Genomic DNA, 16986 nt, shown 5'->3' with positions numbered 1-16986 from the left:
AGGCTCCTGTTTGGCGCCATCCAATAGAAGTCACGGAGCTTTGTCCATCCGGTCAGGAATGGGAAAGGCCCCCCGCCAGACGGCGAGGGGCCAGCAGGTCAGCCGTCGAAATTCACCTCTTCGATCAGCTTGACCGCATCGCCGCGCGCCTTGGCGATATCGGCGAGGCCAAGCGTATCGGGCGTGAACTTGCCCCAGCTTTGCTCCAGCGCCGACAGGGGCACGCCGGGTTTGACCGGGAATTCGTTGTTGGTCTCGGCATAGATCTGCTGGGCTTCGTCCGAGGCGAGCCATTCCATCAGCTTCAGCGCCGCGGCCTTGTCGGGCGCCGCCTTGGTCATCGCGATGCCCGAGATGTTCATATGGCTGCCGCCGCCGGCGAAGACCGGAAAGTCGACGCGGACGGCGTCGGCATAGTCCTTCTGCGCCGGATCGGCGAGCATCTGGCCGATGTAATAGGTGTTGCCGAGCGCGATATCGCATTCGCCCGACCAGATCGACTTGACCTGATCGCGGTCATTGCCCTGCGGCTTGTGGGCGAGGTTGGCCTTCAGCGCCTCCAGCCAGGTCTTGGTGTCTTCCGGGGTGTGGTGCAGCAGATAGGCGGCGGTCAGGGCGACGTTGTAATCGGCCAGACCCGAGCGCATGCAGATCTTGCCCTTCCACTTCGGATCGGCGAGGTCCTCATAGGTGGTGATATCGCCGGCCTTGACGCGCTCCTTGCTGGCATAGACCACGCGCGAACGGGTGGTCAGGCCGAACCACAGATTGCCCGGGTCGCGGTATTCGGCCGGGATATTGGTCTTCAGCACTTCGTCATCGACCGGTTGCAGCACGTCGGCATTGACCAGTTCCATCAGGCGGCCAATGTCCACCGTCAGCACCAGATCGGCGGGCGAGCGGCTGCCCTCGGCCTTCAGCCGCTCGGCCATGCCCTTGTCGACAAAGGCCAAATTCACCTCGATCCCGGTTTCCTCGGTGAACTTGTCCAGGAGCGGCTGGATCAGTTCGGGCTGGCGGTGCGAGTAGATATTGACCTCCTCCGCAAAGGCGGGGGAGAGGCCAGCGGTGGCTGCGGCGAGGGCAAGAAGGGCGACGCGTTGCATGGTTGAGTCCTTTTGTCAGGTATTGCCCGTCTTAGACCGGGAAATCCCGCCGCGGTCAATAGGTGACAAAAACACTTTCTTCGCACCATCGCAAATCGGCGGAACATCGCAGGAGGAGCGGAAATCTTCGCAGAAGATTTGGGTCTCAGCCCTTCTTCAGCTTGTCTTCGGCGCGGGCGCGGTTCCACAAGGCGTCCATCTCCTCCAGATCGGACTGGTCCGGGGTTTTGCCCGCCTCAGCCAGCCAATCTTCGATCTTTTCAAAGCGTCGGGTGAACTTGGCATTGGCGCCGCGCAGCGCCGCTTCGGGATCGATGCCCATGTGGCGGGCAAGATTGGCCATGACGAACAGAAGGTCGCCCATTTCTTCGGCCACCTCGACTTCCGTCAGGCTGTCGCGCGCCTCGACCAGCTCCACCACTTCCTCGCGTAGCTTGTCCAGTACCTCGTCGGTCGAGGGCCAGTCAAACCCGACCCGTGCCGCGCGTTTTTGCAGCTTGACCGCCCGGGTCAGCGCCGGCAGCCCCAGCGCCACGCCGTCCAGCACCCGCGCCGGCCCGCGTTCGGCCGCCTTGATCTTCTCCCAGTCGAGGGTCTGCTGCTCGGAGGATTTGTCGCGGCTTTCTTCGCCAAAGACATGCGGATGGCGCGCCAGCATCTTGTCGGAAATCGCGCGGGCCACGTCGTCAAAGCCGAACATGCCAGCTTCCTCGGCCATCTGGGCATGGAAGACCACCTGCAGCAGCAGATCGCCCAGCTCGCCCGGCAGCTCCTCCCAGGCCTCGCGGGTGATCGCATCGGCCACCTCATGCGCCTCTTCGATCGTATAGGGCAGGATGGTGGCAAAGGTCTGCTCGATATCCCAGGGGCAGCCGGTGGTCTTGTCGCGCAGGCGCCGCATGATCTCGCGCAGGCGGTCGATACCGCCATCGGGATCACGAACGAGCGCATCAGAGGGAAGGGCCATTGCCGTTGCCTTCATTTTAAGATTTGATCAAAGGGCAAAAAAGGAGTCTGCCATGCCCGTCCTCAACCGTATCGCCGCTTATGCCGAGGAAATGAAGGGCTGGCGGCACCATCTGCACATGCACCCGGAACTTTCCTTCGACTGTGTGAACACCGCCGCTTTCATCGCCGAACGCCTGGCCGAGATCGGCGTGGATGAAATCCACCCGGGCATCGCCAAGACCGGCATCGTCGCCATCATCAACGGCCAGGGTCCGGGGCCGACCATCGGCTTGCGCGCCGACATGGACGCCTTGCCGATCACCGAGATCACCGGGGCGGAATATGCCTCGACCATCCCGGGGCGGATGCATGCCTGCGGCCATGACGGCCATGTCACCATGCTGCTGGGGGCCGCAAAATATCTGGCCGAGACCCGGCGCTTTGCCGGCCGTGTCGCACTGATCTTCCAGCCGGCGGAAGAGGATGGCGCCGGCGGTCAGGCCATGGTGCAGGAAGGCATCATGGACCGCTTCGACATTGGCCAGGTCTACGGCATCCACAACTCCCCCAACCAGGAGTTCGGCAATTTCTACACGACGCCCGGCCCGCATATGGCCTCGGTCGATACGGCCTATGTCTATATCACCGGCAAGGGCGGTCATGCTGCCACGCCGCATGAATGCGTCGATCCGGTGGTGGCCGTCGTCGGCATGGTGCAGGCGATCCAGACCATCATCCCGCGCAATGTCTATGCGCTGGACGAGGCGGTGATTTCTGTGACGCAGATCCACACCGGCACCGCCTCGAACATCATCCCGGAAGAGGCGATGTTCTGCGCCACGATCCGCTCGTTCAAACCCGAGGTGCGCGAGCTTCTGAAGAAGCGCTTCTATGAGATCGTCGAGGGCCATGCTACCGCCTATAACGTCTCGGCCCGCATCGACTACGACTGGGGCTACCCCGCCACCGTCAACACGCCGGATGAGGCCGCCTTCGCCACCGAGGTCGCCGCCGATATCTCGGGCGCCGAGGCCGCGCATGGCCATGCCAGCCGCGAGATGGGGTCGGAGGATTTCTCCTACATGCTCGAAGCACGTCCCGGCGCCTATCTTTTCATGGGCACCGGTCCCGGTGCCGGCCTGCACCACGCGGCCTTCGACTTCAACGACGAGGCTGCCCCGATCGGCGCCAGTTTCTTCGCCCGTCTGGTCGAGAAGGCGCAACCTCTGGCTTGATGCCAAGGGCAAAGGCGGCAAGACTGGCCTCATTGGAATGAGGTTTGTCATGCGCCGATTTGCCCTTGCCGCTTTGCTTTCGCTTCTGTCCTCTGCCGCCATCGCCGGGCCGGCGGAGGGTCTTTACAGCAACACCAAAGGGGCGGTGCTTGCCGTGCAGGCGGTCCAAGACGATGGCTTTGACTTCGGTCTGACCTCCGGCGCGCCAACGGGCGCCCGGACCTGCCCCGAGGGCGAAGTGGCCTGCCTGCATGTCGAGGGTCACGCCGCGCTTCAGGGCAGGTTCTTCACCTACATCGACCCCGAGGATGACACGAGCCGGATCTTCTTTGCCCTGACCGATCAGGGGGTGAAGATCCTTTCGACCACCGGTCCCTTGGGCAGCGGTACGGGCAACCGGGCGGCGATGCTGGGCCTGCCGGGGCTTTATCTGCCGGAGGCCGGACAGGGTGACACCGCTCCGGCGGACCAAGGAGAGGATCAGACGGCAGGGGAGACCTTGCATGCCTTCCGCTCGCCCACAGGCAACATCGCCTGCCTTTTTGTGGTGGAGCAGGGCACCGAGGTACGCTGCGATCTGATGGAATTGAACCGCAGCTTCACCACACCGCCCGCCGATTGCGATCTGGATTGGGGCGATAGCTTTTCCGTTGCCGAAAGTTCAAAACGCGGCGCTTTGGTCTGTCACGGCGACACGGTGGCCGACCCCGAGGCCGAGGTGCTGGACTATGGCAGCACCCTGACCTATGGCGGCATCACCTGCACATCGGACAAGACGGGGATGACCTGCGAGACCAGATCGGGCCATGGCTTCACCCTATCCCGCAAGCGGCAGCAGCTGTTCTAAAGCAGGAAATCCTCAACCGTCAGGGCCAAAAGCCCGTCGAGCGCAATCAGCGCATCGGCCAGCCCGTTGCCATCGACATCCAGCGCCACCCAGGTCCTGCCATCGCCCTGAGTGACCTGCAATTGGCCTGCGACATGGCCAAAGGCCGCGGCACCGATGAAGGTGAAGGCGTCATCGGCATGGCCATTGCCCCGGATGGCATCGAGCGCGGAAAGGTCGATCCGGTCCTCGCCCAGGGTGAAATCGGTGATCAGGTCGGCGCTGTCGGTGCTGGCGCCCGTCTGCGACAGGGCGGTGAAGATGAAGATATCGGCATCCTCGCCCCCGGTCATCACATCGCGCCCGGCGCCGCCGCGCAGAACATCGGCGCCGTCGCCGCCGAACAGCTGATCGGCGCCCTGACCGCCGCGCAGGTCATCCGCGCCGCTATTGCCAAAGAGCCGGTCCTGTCCGCCGCCGCCGCTCAACAGGTTGGCGCCCTCGGTGCCGATGATCACATTGGCCAGACCGTTGCCATAACCCGCCAGATCGCCCGGCCCCATCAGGGTCAAAGCCTCCAGCCCGCCATCGAGCTGGAACGACGACCAGGCCAGCACCAGATCCTTGCCCGGCCCGGTGTCGAAAATCCGGGTCACCGGGCTGTCGACGTAATAGGTGTCGCTGCCTCCGGCATCGCTGATCACGCCCGCCACCGCCCCGCCGCGCGCATCCACCGTGTCATTGCCGAGCCCCATGTCGAGGTTGCCCGCCAGATGCCCGCCGCCGAAGCGGTCATTGCCGCGGCCAAGCGCCACATCGCCGCTGATCGTGCCGCTGTTGACGATCTGATCGGCCGAGGCCCCGGTGGAGGTGATGGCCCCGGTGATCGTGCCGGAATTGTTCAGGTGAAAGCTGATGTCGCTGGCCACGTCGATCGCGGTCAGAAGGCCGGTGATGCTGCCCGCATTGGTGACACTGGCGCTGTCGCCCGTCACAAGCGCCGCAGACCCGGCCGAGGCGGCTAGGCTGCCAAGGTTGGTCAGCGTCAGGCCGAAATCCTCCAGATGCACGGCATGGTTGGTGCCAAGGATGGTGCCGCTGTTGGTCAGGCTGTCGAAATTGCTGGCCAGAAAGACACCGACATCCGCCGTGATCAGACCGGAGTTGACCACCACATTCTTGGCGCCCCAGGTCTGGACGCCGATGCCATGGCTCACGCTGATGGCGCCCGCCGTATCGAGATGCGCCGATCCGGTCGCGACACTGGCAGTGCCGCCGATCTGGAACGCGGCACCTTCGGTATCGCTCTGGAACTGGGCCGAGCTGGTCAGGCCGATGGTCACATCCTTGTCCACCGTCACCTGGTCCAGATAGACATAGCCCGCAAAGCTGATTGCCGTTGGCCCGCCGGCGCCCGTGACGCTCAGGTCAAACCCGGGCATCACCAGCCCGCCGCCCGGCGCCACCACCAGACGATCACCGGCATGCAGCGTCGTGAACCCGACCCAGGTCACATAATTGGTAATCAGATAGGTGGTCATGGCAGCTCCCTAAAATCCGATCCCGGAAATTAAGGGGATTTTAACCCAGACGAGCCCTCACACAAGGCAAGGTTGAACTCGTGCTTAATGGGTTAAAATTTGCCGCAAATGCGGGGCAGGGCTCAGACCCGGCCCGGCGGGCCCATCATCGGCTCCGGCGCAGGCTGCATGACCGGCGGCTCCGGGGCCACGACCGGCACCGGATCAACCTTGGGCGCGGGCTTTTTCGCCGGCTTCTTGGCGGGCGGCGGCACCGAAAGCTTGGTGGGGAAGCTGCCATCCTCGTTCAACACCACGACATGGGTGCCGTCGGGGATCCGCTCATAAAGGTCCATCACGTCCTGGTTGATCATCCGGATACAGCCCGAAGAGGCGTTGTGCCCGATGCTCTCCCACTCCGGCGTGCCGTGGATCCGGTAGCCGTAGTCGATGCCATTGGTCTTGAGATACAGGGCCCGCGCGCCCAGCGGGTTGGTCAGGCCGCCGGGCTGGCCGCCACGGTATTTCTCCAGCTCGGGCCGGCGCGAGATCATCTCGGGCGGCGGGGTCCAGGTCGGCCAATGGGTGCGGCTGGTAACCTCGGCCTCGCCCGACCAGCCAAAACCGGCCTTGCCGACCGAAATGCCATAGCGCAGCGCGCGGCCCTTCTGGGTGATCAGGTACAGATGCTTGGTCGAGGGGTCGATGATCACGGTGCCCGGCGCCTGGGTGCTGGGATAGTCGACCTCCTGGCGCATCATCGCGGGGTCAAGCTTTTCCACGGGGACAGCGGGGACGGTGAAGTTCGTGTCGGGCTGGGCGGCGTAATGGGTGTCGGGCGCAGACAACTGGACCGGCGCGGTGTTCGACATGCTCACGCCTGCTACATCCTCGCATCCCGCCAGCGGCAGGATCAGTGCCGCGGCAAGCCAAGCGCCCTTGTGCCAGTTCTTCATCACCATCGCGCGTCCCATCCTTCTGTGGCATCCAGCGATGCCTTAACCGAAAACGCTAGCGCAGCCAGAGCAGAAGGTCAAAGCAGTCTGTATTAAAACAACCGAAAGGATGATCCGGTTCCCGAAGAAAAGCGGAAATTGCCGTTAAAGATCAAGGGCCATGGCGCGATTCATCGGGCGGTCGTCCGGCCCTTGCGCCGGGTCGAGGCCGGGCAGGTCGGTCAGCTCGGGGGCGAGGCGCCAGCCATGACGCGTAAAAAACCCCTGCGCGTAACGGCTGGCCAGCACCGTCAGGCGCGGCAGGTGCAGCGCCCGCGCTTCGGCGAGAATCCCTGCGTAAAGCGCATCCGCCACGCCCTTGCCCATCGCCTCGGGGCGCACGAAGGCCATGTTGAGGTAGCCCGAACGCTCCAGCATCATGAAGCCCGCAATCGCGCCCTCCTCGGCCACAAGGGTGATGTGACGGTCCAGCCAGGGGCCCCAGTCGGGCGGCATGGCAGGGTCGGGCATCCACTCCGCCAGTTCCTCAGCACTGTAGCGCCCCGCCGCACCGATCTGCACGGCGGCCACAAACACATCCCGCGTGGCCTGCGCGTCCGAGGGCCGAAAGTGCCGGATCATGTCACCCGCGCCCGCGCCTTGAATTCGGGCCGGTCCCAGGAGCCGCTCTGCATGATCTCGGCCAGAATCGCCACCGCGCAGTCGATCTCTGCCGCGCCGATATAAAGCGGGGTGACGCCAAAGCGCAGGATGTCGGGGGCGCGGAAATCGCCGATGACGCCTTGGGCGATCAGCGCCTGCATGATTGCATAGCCCTCCGGGTGGCGGAACGAGACCTGCGAGCCGCGCCGTGCATGCTCGCGCGGGGTGACCAGTTCCAGCATGGGGCAGGTGGCCTCGACCCCGGCGATGAAGCGGTCGGTCAGGGCAAGCGAGGCCGCGCGAAGGTCCTCCAGATCGACCGCGTCCCAGACATCCAGCGCCGCCTCCAAAGCCGCCAGTTGCAGGATCGGCGGCGTGCCGACCCGCATCCGCTCGATCCCCGGGCCGGGGCGGTAGCCGGGTTCAAAGGCAAAGGGCGCGTCATGGCCGAGCCAGCCCGACAGCGCCGGTTGCACGGTTTCAGCATGGCGGGGTGCCACATAGATGAAGGCCGGGCCGCCGGGGCCGGAGTTGAGGTATTTATAGCTGCAGCCCACCGCAAAATCCGCGCCGCCCGCAGCCACGCCGACCGGGAAGGCCCCCGCCGAATGCGCCAGATCCCAGATGATCAGCGCGCCCTTTTCATGCGCCCGCGCCGACAGCGCCGCCATGTCATGCCGCCGCCCGCTGCGGTAATCGACCTCGGTCACCATGACCACGGCGACGGTCTCATCAATCGCCGCCAGCACCGCTTCTGGCGCCACGGTTTCCAACCGGTATTCTCCGCCCAAGGTCGCGCAAAGCCCCTGCGCCATGTAAAGGTCCGAGGGGAAGTTGCCGCTGTCCGACAGGATCACCCGCCGCCCCGGGCGCATCTGCAAGGCCGAAGCCAGGGCCTGATAGACCTTGATCGACAGGGTATCCCCCATCACCACATGCCCGGCCTCCGCCCCGATCAACCCGGCAATCCGGTCGCCGACCCGTTTTGGCATCTCCATCCAGCCGGCGCTGTTCCAGCCCCGGATCAGCATCTCGCCCCATTCCGCCGTCATGGTCTCCGCCACCCGCGCCGCCGCCTTGACCGGCAAAGGCCCCAGCGAGTTGCCGTCGAGATAGATCACCCCCTCGGGCAAATGAAACTGCGTCCTTGTGGCTGCGAAATCGGTGGTCATGGTCACTCCCTTTTCAGTCAGCCTAACGCAACTTTCCAGCCCGCGAAACCGCCCCTGCCTTTGCCCTCTGTCCAAATACTCTGCGGGGGTCCGGGGGTGCAAAACCCCCGGCGGCCGGCCCGGTGCGGTGCGATCTGTCATCTGAAACCGACACTCCGCCACCCAAATGCGAAATATTCTCAACCGGCACGGCATCCGGGCAGGTTAAGGTTGCATCCGGTTTTTGTCATGATATGCCAAAAATCAGGAAACGGCCCATTGGTCCTGGGTCGATCGGATAGGGGGAGCGCGCGTGAAGATCGGAGCATTGGCAGAGGTATTTCCGGGGGAAAATCGCGTTGCGATGACACCGGATTCGGCAGGACAGTTGCAGAAACTGGGTCATGTCTGCTGCATTCAGTCGGGAGCAGGGGTCAAGGCCGGCTTTTCGGACGCGCTTTATACCGCCGCCGGGGTCGAGGTTCTGCCGGATGCCGCTGCCGTCGAGGCGGCCTCTGACGTGCTGGTCAAGGTGCGTGGCCCGGAAGTCGCCGAGGCCGAGGCTTTGCGGAGCGGTCAGACGCTGATTTCCTTCTTCTGGCCCGCCCAGAACCCCGAACTCCTCGAGATTGCCAAAGCGCGCGGCGCCACCGTGGTCGCAATGGACATGGTGCCGCGCATTTCGCGCGCCCAGAAGATGGACGCCTTGTCCTCGATGGCCAATATCGCGGGCTACCGCGCGGTGATCGAGGCGGGCTCGAACTTCGGCCGCTTCTTCACCGGTCAGGTGACGGCGGCGGGCAAGGTGCCGCCGGCCAAGGTGCTGATCGTCGGCGCCGGGGTGGCGGGTCTTGCCGCCATCGGCACCAGCGTGTCGCTCGGTGCCATCGTCCATGCCTTTGACGTGCGTCCCGAAGTGGCCGAGCAGATTGAATCGATGGGCGCGTCTTTCGTCTATCTGGAGTTTGACGCCTCCGAACTGCCGGACGGGGCTGCGACCGGCGGCTATGCCGCGCCATCGACTCCGGCGTTTCAGGCCAAGCAGCTCGCGAAATTCCGCGAGCTTGCGCCCGAGATGGACATCGTCATCACCACCGCCCTGATCCCGGGCCGCCCTGCGCCCAAGCTCTGGACGGCGGATATGGTTGCCATGATGAAGCCCGGCTCGGTCGTGGTCGACCTTGCCGCCGAGCGTGGCGGCAACTGCGATCTGACGGTGCCGGACCAGAAGATCGTCAGCCCCAATGGCGTGACGATTGTCGGCTACACCGATTTTCCGAGCCGGATGGCCGCCCAGGCCTCGACGCTTTATTCGACCAATATCAGGCACATGCTGACCGATCTTACACCGAAGAAAGACGGTGTGATCGCCCACAACATGGAAGATGACGTGATCCGCGGCGCCACGGTGGCCAAGGGGGGCGAGATCACCTGGCCGCCACCGCCGCCGAAGATCGCCGCGATTGCCGTCCAAAAGCCCAAGGAAAAGGTCAAGGAGCTGACGGCGGAAGAAAAGCGCGCCGTTGAGACCGCCGCCTTCAAGGCCCAGACCCGCAACCAGGTCGGCCTTCTGGTCATCGGCGGTGCCCTGATGCTGCTGGCCGGGCTTTACGCGCCGGCGGCCTTCATGTCGCACTTTATCGTTTTCGTGCTGTCGGTCTTCATCGGCTTCTCGGTGATCTGGAACGTCAGCCACTCGCTGCACACGCCGCTGATGGCGGTGACCAATGCGATTTCCTCGATCATCATCCTCGGCGCGCTGACGCAGGTCGGCTCGGGCTCCTGGCTGGTGGTTGTTCTGGCCGCCCTGTCGGTCTTCATGGCCGGGATCAACATATTCGGCGGTTTCATGGTGACGCGGCGCATGCTCGCCATGTTCCAGAAGTCGTAAGGGGAGGAAAAGCAAATGGGTTTCACGACATCGGCTTACGTCGTCGCGGCGGTGCTTTTCATCCTGTCGCTGGGCGGACTTTCGGGCCAGGAAAGCGCCAAGCGCGCGGTCTGGTATGGCATTGCGGGCATGGCCCTGGCGGTGGTTGCCACGCTGATCGGCCAAAGCGCCAGCGGGACTTTCTTCACGGTTCTGTCGGTCGTCATGCTGGCCGGCGGCGCGGTTCTGGGGGCGATTGCGGCCAAACGCGTCCAGATGACCGAGATGCCGCAGCTTGTGGCGGCCATGCACTCGCTGGTGGGCCTCGCGGCGGTCTTCATCGGCTTTAACGCCGATATCGAGGCCGCGCGGGTTCTGAGCCTGGACCAGACCGCCAAGGATGCCCTGACCGGCTTTGCCGCGATCCTGGCGCACAAGGACTCGGTCGAACTGACCATCCTGCGGGTGGAAACCTTCCTTGGTGTCTTCATCGGGGCGGTCACCTTCACCGGCTCGGTCATCGCTTACGGCAAGCTCGCGGGCAAGGTCGACGGCAAGGCCAAGAAGCTGCCGGGCGGCCATCTGCTGAACGCAGGTGCTGCGCTGATTTCGCTGGTCTTGCTGGTGGTCTATATCCAGACCGGGTCGACCTTTGCCCTGCTGGGCATGACGTTGGCGGCCCTCTTCATCGGCTATCACCTGATCATGGGGATCGGCGGGGCGGATATGCCGGTCGTGGTGTCGATGCTGAACAGCTATTCGGGCTGGGCGGCGGCGGCGATCGGCTTCTCGCTCTCCAACGACCTGCTCATCGTGGTCGGTGCGCTGGTCGGCTCCTCGGGTGCGATCCTGAGCTATATCATGTGCAAGGCGATGAACCGCAGCTTCATCTCGGTCATCCTCGGCGGTTTCGGCGGCACCACCGGTCCTGCGATGGAGATCACCGGCGAGCAGGTGGCGATTGACACCGAGGGCGTGGCCGCGGCGCTGAACGATGCCGACAGCATCATCATCATCCCGGGCTATGGCATGGCCGTGGCGCAGGCGCAGCAGTCGGTCTCGGAACTGACCCGCAAGCTGCGCGCCAAGGGCAAGAACGTGCGCTTCGCGATCCACCCGGTGGCGGGCCGTCTGCCCGGCCATATGAACGTGCTTCTGGCCGAGGCCAAGGTGCCCTATGACATCGTGATGGAGATGGACGAGATCAACGACGACTTCCCCACTACGGACGTCGCCATCGTCATCGGCTCGAACGACATCGTGAACCCGGCGGCGCAGGAAGACCCGAACTCCCCCATCGCCGGCATGCCGGTGCTGGAGTGCTGGAAGGCCAAGCTGGTGATCGTCTCCAAACGCGGCCAGGGCACCGGCTATTCGGGCATCGAGAACCCCTTGTTCTACAAGGAAAACACCCGGATGTTCTACGGCGACGCCAAGAAGAGCCTCGACGCGCTTCTGCCGCTGATCAACTGATCCGGCCTTGCGCTGACCTACAAAACCCCGCCCCGTCAAAGGGCGGGGTTTTGCTTTGGCTCAGCTGCCGTGGCGTTGCGCGAGATCGTCCAGCACCACGCCTTGCCCCTGCACCATCAGCCCATCCAGCGCCGTACGCAGCCCGTCCAGTGCGGCGGATACTTTGGCGCGGTCGAAGGGGCGGGCGCGGATCGCCGCCGCAGCCTCCGCCCGGGCCACCTGCACCGCATGCAGGGAGGGTTGCAATTCGGCCTGATGGGCGACCAGGGCCCATCCCAGAGCCCGGCGTTCCGCCGTCGGCAGCGTCACCGCAGCACCGCCGCCCAGCAGGTCTTGCCGCAGGTGGTGAAGCTTCAGCCCCGCGCCAAGGGCCAGGGCATTGCCCAAGAGGGACAGGGCCAGAACCGCGCCGAGGGCCACCGACTTCCAAGAGGTCATTGCAGCATCTCCCAGCCTGAAAAGTCCCCCAGGGTCAACGCCAGCAGGGGCGCGCCGAGGGCGCTGCCCGCGCCTTGCCAGCCCAGAAACGCCATGCCGAGCCACAGCGCGGCATAGGCGCCAAGCGCCAATCTTGGCGACAGAATGCCGGACAGAAGCGCTGGCTTTTCCTGCGCCAGACGGGACAGAACGGCACGGGCCAGGGCGCTTTCGTCCGGGTCCGCCACCAGCGCCTGATGCAGGATGCCTTCGTCGCCCGCGGCCAGCGTCCCGCGAAAGGGGGCGGGCCAGTCGGCCGGATCGGGGCCGAACCTTGCTTCCAGTTCTGCGCGTGTCTCTGTCATCTTCCCCTCATTCCCTCAGATCCAGCCCGGTCCTCGCGCGCAAGGCGGTGCGGGCCCGGACCAGTAATTGTTCGATGGCACCGGTACCGGTGCCCATCACCTCGGCAATCGCCGTGGTGTCCATCTCGGCCACCACGCGCAAGAGCAAGGCCTGACGTTGGCGTTCGGGCAGGGCCTGAACCGCCCGCCGCACCCCGGCCAGATCCTGCCGCGCGGCAATCTGGCGCAGCGCGTCGGGGGCCTCGTCCGCGGGCTCCGCGACCGGACCGCCAAGGCCGAAGAACTGGCGCAGACGGGCGCGGCGGTTGCGGTCGATGCAATGGCGCAGCGCGATCCGGTAGGCCCAGGTTGCCACCGATGCCTTGGCCGGGTCGAAGTGCTGCGCGAAGGACCAGAGTTTCAGGAAGACCTCCTGTGCGGCATCCTCGGCCTCGGCCCCGTGGTGCAGGGCGCGGGCGCAGTAGCTGCGGATCCCGCGCCCGTAGAGGGCGATCAGCCCCGCCAGCGCCTGCCGGTCCCCCGAAGCCATCCGCGCCATAAGCGCCTCGGCCTCCACCGCATGGGCGGGACGGGGCTTCGGGGCAAGGGCGGGGGGCGGGGCCATCAGCTGAAGCTATGCAATCCGCCGGCTCAGCGCGAGGCCTTGATGGTGCGGCCAAAGACCTTGCCACTGGCCCTTGTGCCCGAGAGGGTCGAGGTGATCTGGCCATTGCCCGCCGTGGTGCTGCGCGCCCTGGTGCTGACCTTGCCGTTCGGCCCGGTCAGTGTGGTGGTGCTGGCGCAAGAGGCCGCGCCTGCGCTTTTCTGGCACGAGCCCTGGCTGACCAGGCTGCCGCCATTGGAGCCGGTCACGGTGACATTCTCGGCCAGGGCCGGGGTGGCGAGGGCAAGGATCAAGGCGGCAAAGAGTTGGGTTTTCATCGCAGTCTCCTGAAGGGGTTTCTGCCCGGATCTACGCAGGGTGGGGCCGCGCCCTACGGTCCCAGATGAAACTTTTTTGCCAGTCTACCGAAGTATACTGACAAGCCTTTGTTTCCATGACACTTTCATCTTTACGATTTCGCCGGTTTGCCTATCTTCGGCCCTCAGCTTCCGCCAGCCCCGAGAGACGCGATGACCCCTTCCGACCATCCCCTGCGCTATGCCCTGGTCAACGAGCTTCATGCCCGGCCCTTCCCGGTGCTCTCGGCGCCCTCGACCGCGGTCTTTGCCGCGCTGATGGCGGAGGAGGGCGCCAACCGCGACCGCGAGGCGGACCGCGCGCATCTGCTGGCGCTGCTGGACCGCCACGGCTCTGCCCATCCGCAGCCCGAGGCCAACCATTTTTCCGGGCCTATCGGGCGCTCGACCCTGAAATGGGAAAGCCATACCGAGTTCGTCACCTACTCCGCCTTCACCCCCGGCGTCTCGGACCGGCCGTTCGACCCCGCCGATGCCGAGGTTTTCCCGGCCGACTGGCGCGAGGCGGCGGCGACGCGCTGTGCGACCTCGGTCATGGTGCGGATCGAAGCCCTGCCCGAAACCGAAGCCGAACTGCGCGCCAAGCTCGAGGAGTGGTTCGTCGCCGAAAGCATCGCGGTGTCGCGGGTGGTCGAAGGGGCTGCGGTGATCGCGGGGGATTTCCGCATCGACCCGGCTGGCCACATGCGCTTTGCGGTCTTCGTGGCGCCGGGCACCGGCAGCCGGCGCATCGGCCGCATCGTCCAGCGCCTGTGCGAGATCGAGACCTACCGCGCCATGTCGATGCTGGGGCTGATCAAGGCGCGCGAGGTGACGGCGCGGCTGAACCTGCTCGACCCGCAGCTTTCGGCCCTGGTCCTCGGGCTCGACACCGACAGGCGCCCGGCCGAGGCGGCGCTGCACGAACTCCTTGCCATCGCCTCGGAACTGGAAAGCCTCGCGGTGCAAAGCTCGTTCCGCTTCGGCGCCTCGGCGGCCTATGAGGCCATCGTCACCCAGCGCATCGCGGTCCTGCGCGAGGAACGCACCAGCGGGCGGCAGACCTTCGGCGAATTCATGATGCGCCGCTATGACCCCGCGATGCGGACGGTGAAATCGACCGAGGCGCGGCTCGAGGCGATGGCGGAACGGGCGCAGCGCGCGGCGGAATTGTTGCGCACGCGGGTCGATGTCGAACGGTCGGCGCAGAACCAGGCGCTCCTGGCCTCGATGGACCGCCGCGCCGATCTGGCGCTTCGCCTGCAGCACACGGTCGAGGGCCTGTCGGTGGTGGCGATCAGCTATTATGCCACCAGCCTCGCCGCCCATATCGCCGCCCCGGTCTTCGAGCATTGGCATATCGCGGAACCGCTGGCCCTCGCCCTCCTGACCCCGCTGGTCATCCTTGGCGTCTGGCTCTCGATCCGCCGAATCCGCAAGGCGATGCACTGACCCTTTCATGGGTCTATAAATATCCCACGGGGGGTGTGAACCCCCCCGCTTCCACAGGTCGGGGTAGGGTGCCCCGCGCCTGCCTCAGCGGCCGCGAATCCGCGGGTCCAAGGCGTCGCGCAGGCCGTCGCCGATGTAATTCACCGACAGCACGGTCAGGGAAATCGCGAGCCCGGGGATGATCACCCGGCTGGGGTAGAGCTGCATATAGTCCACCCCGTCGTACAAAAGCCGGCCCCAGGTCGGGAAATCCGGCGGAAAGCCGAGGCCGAGAAAGCTCAGCACGCTTTCGGTGATGATCGCCCCCGCGATGCCCAGTGTCGCGGCCACCATGACCGGAGAGATCACGTTGGGCAGGACATGGCGGAAGATCAGCCGCAGGTTGGGCGTGCCGATCGAGCGGGCGGCGAGGACGAACTCGCGCTCTTTCAGGGCCAGGACCTGGCCGCGCACGATGCGGGCGGCCGACATCCAGCTGGTGACGCCGATGGCAAAGACGATCAGCAGGAAGGTGCCCGACTCCGGCCCCACCGCCTTGCGCACCGCATCGCCGAACAGCATCATCAGGACCAGAAGCAAGGGCAGCAGGGGCAGGGCCAGGAACAGGTCGGTCAGCCGCATCAGCACGCCGTCGAGCCGCTTGAAATAACCCGCCAGCACCCCGATTGCCGTGCCGATCACCACCGAGATCAGCATGGCCACCGCCCCCACCGCCAGCGAGATCCGCCCGCCGTAAAGGACGCGCGCCAGCATGTCGCGGGCCAGCTGGTCGGTGCCCATCGGATGCGCCCAGGTCGGCGGCTTGTTGCGGCCGAGGATCATCTTGGCGGTGTCCGGGTTCACATAGGATGGGTCGATCTGCCACAGGAAGGGCCCGATCAGGATCGCCGTGATCAGCAGGCACAGCACGACAAGGCCTGTCATGGCGCCCTTGTGGGTCTTGAACTGGTCCCAGATGTCGCGGGCCTGGCTGCGCGGCGGGGCGAGCTTCACTTCGGGCTCGGGCTTGGGCAGGGCGGCTTCAATCATAGCGGATCCTCGGGTCCAGGATGCCGTACAGGATATCGGCGATCAGGTTGAAGGCGACGATCAGGATGGCGAAGATGAAGGTCAGGGTCTGAACCATGGGCAGGTCATTGGCATGGATGGCGCCGATCAGGGCAGCGCCGATGCCATTCACCTTGAAGACATTCTCGGTGATGATCGCCCCGCCGAAGATGCCGGGGATGCCAAGCGCGATCACGGTGACCACCGGGATCAGCGAGTTCCTGAGCACATGTTTCAAGACCACCGTGCCCTCGCCCATGCCCTTGGCGCGGGCGGTGCGGACGTAATCCTGGCCGAGGTTCTCCAGCATCGAGGACCGCGTGTAACGGCTGATCTCGGCCGCGTTGAACAGGGCGAGCACAGTGACCGGCAGCACCATCTGACGCATCTGCATCAGAAAACTGCCCCAGTCGGTGACCCTGAGCGAGGTGTTGTAGATCGAGGGGAACCATTTCAGCTTGATCGCGAAGATCACGATCAACAGAACCCCGGTGAAGAAGGTCGGCACCGAATAGCCCAGCATCGCGATGAAGGTGCCAAGCTGGTCGAACCAGGAATATTGCTTGTAGGCCGAATAGATCCCGATCGGGATCGCGATCAGCACGCCGACCAGATAGGCGGTGCCGATCACCGTCAGGGTCTGGGGGATGCGCTCGCCGATCACCGTGAAGACCGGGCCGCGGGTCTGATAGGACAGGATGCGCTGCTGGCCCTCGACGATATGGGAGCCGAACATCAGATCGAACTGGTGCATCGGCTCGACCCAGAAGAACTGGCGCAGCCACAGGATATAGCGGATGAAGACCGGCTGATCGGCGCCCATCGCCGCCATCATCTTCAGCCGTGTCTCGGGGGGCACGGTCAGGGGCACCTCGGACATCGGGCTGCCGGGGGCGAGATCGACCAGAAGGAAGATCACCAGCGAGATCAGCAGCAATGTCGGGATCGCAAGCAGAAGCCTGCGCAGGGCATAGGTCAGCATCGGGGCTTGCCTTTTGCAGGGGATCGCGGGCCGGCCCGGGTAAGGACTGGCCCGCGA

At 65.1% G+C, this 16986-nt stretch carries 17 protein-coding genes; 5 read left to right on the top strand and 12 right to left on the bottom strand.

Features of this window, described 5'->3' with window-relative positions; genetic code table 11:
• Positions 1–98: 98 nt before the first annotated feature.
• A complete protein-coding gene (locus tag AC1DVR_RS04400; RefSeq protein ID WP_477999321.1) occupies positions 99–1106 on the bottom strand; it encodes a Fe(3+) ABC transporter substrate-binding protein in 1008 nt (335 codons plus the stop codon).
• 145 nt (positions 1107–1251) lie between these two features.
• Positions 1252–2073: a nucleoside triphosphate pyrophosphohydrolase gene (gene mazG / locus AC1DVR_RS04395; protein WP_477999320.1), complete on the bottom strand. Its 822-nt coding sequence runs from the start codon at positions 2071–2073 to the stop codon at positions 1252–1254.
• 52 nt (positions 2074–2125) lie between these two features.
• Between mazG and AC1DVR_RS04390 the strand changes: the two genes are divergently transcribed.
• Both AC1DVR_RS04390 and AC1DVR_RS04385 read left to right on the top strand, forming a co-directional pair.
• Positions 2126–3289, top strand: a complete 1164-nt coding sequence (locus tag AC1DVR_RS04390) for a M20 aminoacylase family protein (RefSeq protein WP_477999319.1) — start codon at positions 2126–2128, stop codon at positions 3287–3289.
• Between the two features lie 49 nt (positions 3290–3338).
• Positions 3339–4136, top strand: coding sequence for a DUF6636 domain-containing protein (locus AC1DVR_RS04385; protein WP_477999318.1), 798 nt, complete (start codon positions 3339–3341; stop codon positions 4134–4136).
• Here the strand turns inward: AC1DVR_RS04385 and AC1DVR_RS04380 are convergent.
• The 4 genes from AC1DVR_RS04380 to kynU all read right to left on the bottom strand — a co-directional run bounded on the left by AC1DVR_RS04380 (position 4133) and on the right by kynU (position 8405).
• Positions 4133–5656 (bottom strand): M10 family metallopeptidase C-terminal domain-containing protein, encoded by a 1524-nt coding sequence (locus AC1DVR_RS04380; protein WP_477999317.1) that lies wholly within the window; start codon positions 5654–5656, stop codon positions 4133–4135. The genes AC1DVR_RS04385 and AC1DVR_RS04380 overlap by 4 nt on opposite strands.
• Positions 5657–5778: 122 nt before the next feature.
• Positions 5779–6609 carry a L,D-transpeptidase gene (locus AC1DVR_RS04375; RefSeq protein WP_477999316.1) on the bottom strand — a complete coding sequence of 277 codons (831 nt, stop codon included), beginning with the start codon at positions 6607–6609 and terminating at the stop codon, positions 5779–5781.
• A 126-nt stretch (positions 6610–6735) separates the two neighbouring features.
• The gene (locus AC1DVR_RS04370) at positions 6736–7212 is read right to left on the bottom strand and encodes a GNAT family N-acetyltransferase (protein WP_477999315.1); all 477 of its coding nucleotides are present in this window, start codon (positions 7210–7212) and stop codon (positions 6736–6738) included.
• Positions 7209–8405 (bottom strand): kynureninase, encoded by a 1197-nt coding sequence (gene kynU / locus AC1DVR_RS04365; protein WP_477999314.1) that lies wholly within the window; start codon positions 8403–8405, stop codon positions 7209–7211. Before kynU ends, AC1DVR_RS04370 begins: the two co-directional genes overlap by 4 nt.
• 292 nt (positions 8406–8697) lie before the next feature.
• On the opposite strand from kynU, the gene AC1DVR_RS04360 reads away from it, so the two are divergent.
• Together AC1DVR_RS04360 and AC1DVR_RS04355 are read left to right on the top strand one after the other, a co-directional pair.
• Positions 8698–10275, top strand: a complete 1578-nt coding sequence (locus AC1DVR_RS04360; RefSeq protein WP_477999313.1) for a Re/Si-specific NAD(P)(+) transhydrogenase subunit alpha — start codon at positions 8698–8700, stop codon at positions 10273–10275.
• A 15-nt stretch (positions 10276–10290) separates the two neighbouring features.
• Positions 10291–11727, top strand: coding sequence for an NAD(P)(+) transhydrogenase (Re/Si-specific) subunit beta (locus AC1DVR_RS04355; RefSeq protein WP_477999312.1), 1437 nt, complete (start codon positions 10291–10293; stop codon positions 11725–11727).
• Positions 11728–11787: 60 nt separating this feature from the next.
• Here AC1DVR_RS04355 and AC1DVR_RS04350 read toward each other — a convergent pair whose 3' ends face one another.
• From AC1DVR_RS04350 to AC1DVR_RS04335, 4 genes are read right to left on the bottom strand one after another with little or no spacing between them, the layout of a single operon-like run.
• The gene (locus AC1DVR_RS04350) at positions 11788–12165 is read right to left on the bottom strand and encodes a periplasmic heavy metal sensor (RefSeq protein WP_477999311.1); all 378 of its coding nucleotides are present in this window, start codon (positions 12163–12165) and stop codon (positions 11788–11790) included.
• Complete coding sequence (locus tag AC1DVR_RS04345) at positions 12162–12509, bottom strand: hypothetical protein (protein WP_477999310.1); 348 nt, start codon at positions 12507–12509, stop codon at positions 12162–12164. Before AC1DVR_RS04345 ends, AC1DVR_RS04350 begins: the two co-directional genes overlap by 4 nt.
• A gap of 7 nt (positions 12510–12516) precedes the next feature.
• Positions 12517–13113 (bottom strand): RNA polymerase sigma factor, encoded by a 597-nt coding sequence (locus AC1DVR_RS04340; protein ID WP_477999309.1) that lies wholly within the window; start codon positions 13111–13113, stop codon positions 12517–12519.
• 26 nt (positions 13114–13139) lie between these two features.
• Positions 13140–13430 carry a hypothetical protein gene (locus AC1DVR_RS04335; RefSeq protein ID WP_477999308.1) on the bottom strand — a complete coding sequence of 97 codons (291 nt, stop codon included), beginning with the start codon at positions 13428–13430 and terminating at the stop codon, positions 13140–13142.
• A 192-nt stretch (positions 13431–13622) separates the two neighbouring features.
• Between AC1DVR_RS04335 and AC1DVR_RS04330 the strand changes: the two genes are divergently transcribed.
• A complete protein-coding gene (locus AC1DVR_RS04330) occupies positions 13623–14900 on the top strand; it encodes a DUF3422 family protein (RefSeq protein ID WP_477999307.1) in 1278 nt (425 codons plus the stop codon).
• A gap of 84 nt (positions 14901–14984) precedes the next feature.
• Here the strand turns inward: AC1DVR_RS04330 and AC1DVR_RS04325 are convergent, their stop codons facing one another.
• Together AC1DVR_RS04325 and AC1DVR_RS04320 are read right to left on the bottom strand one after the other, a co-directional pair.
• A complete protein-coding gene (locus AC1DVR_RS04325) occupies positions 14985–15929 on the bottom strand; it encodes an ABC transporter permease (protein WP_477999306.1) in 945 nt (314 codons plus the stop codon).
• The gene (locus tag AC1DVR_RS04320; protein ID WP_477999305.1) at positions 15922–16929 is read right to left on the bottom strand and encodes an ABC transporter permease; all 1008 of its coding nucleotides are present in this window, start codon (positions 16927–16929) and stop codon (positions 15922–15924) included. Before AC1DVR_RS04320 ends, AC1DVR_RS04325 begins: the two co-directional genes overlap by 8 nt.
• Positions 16930–16986: the final 57 nt, after the last annotated feature.

Source organism: Rhodobacter sp. P2_H5 (genome assembly GCF_056403335.1).
The sequence above is the reverse complement of the archived record's forward strand: the minus strand, read 5'-3'. Positions and strand labels throughout refer to the sequence as shown.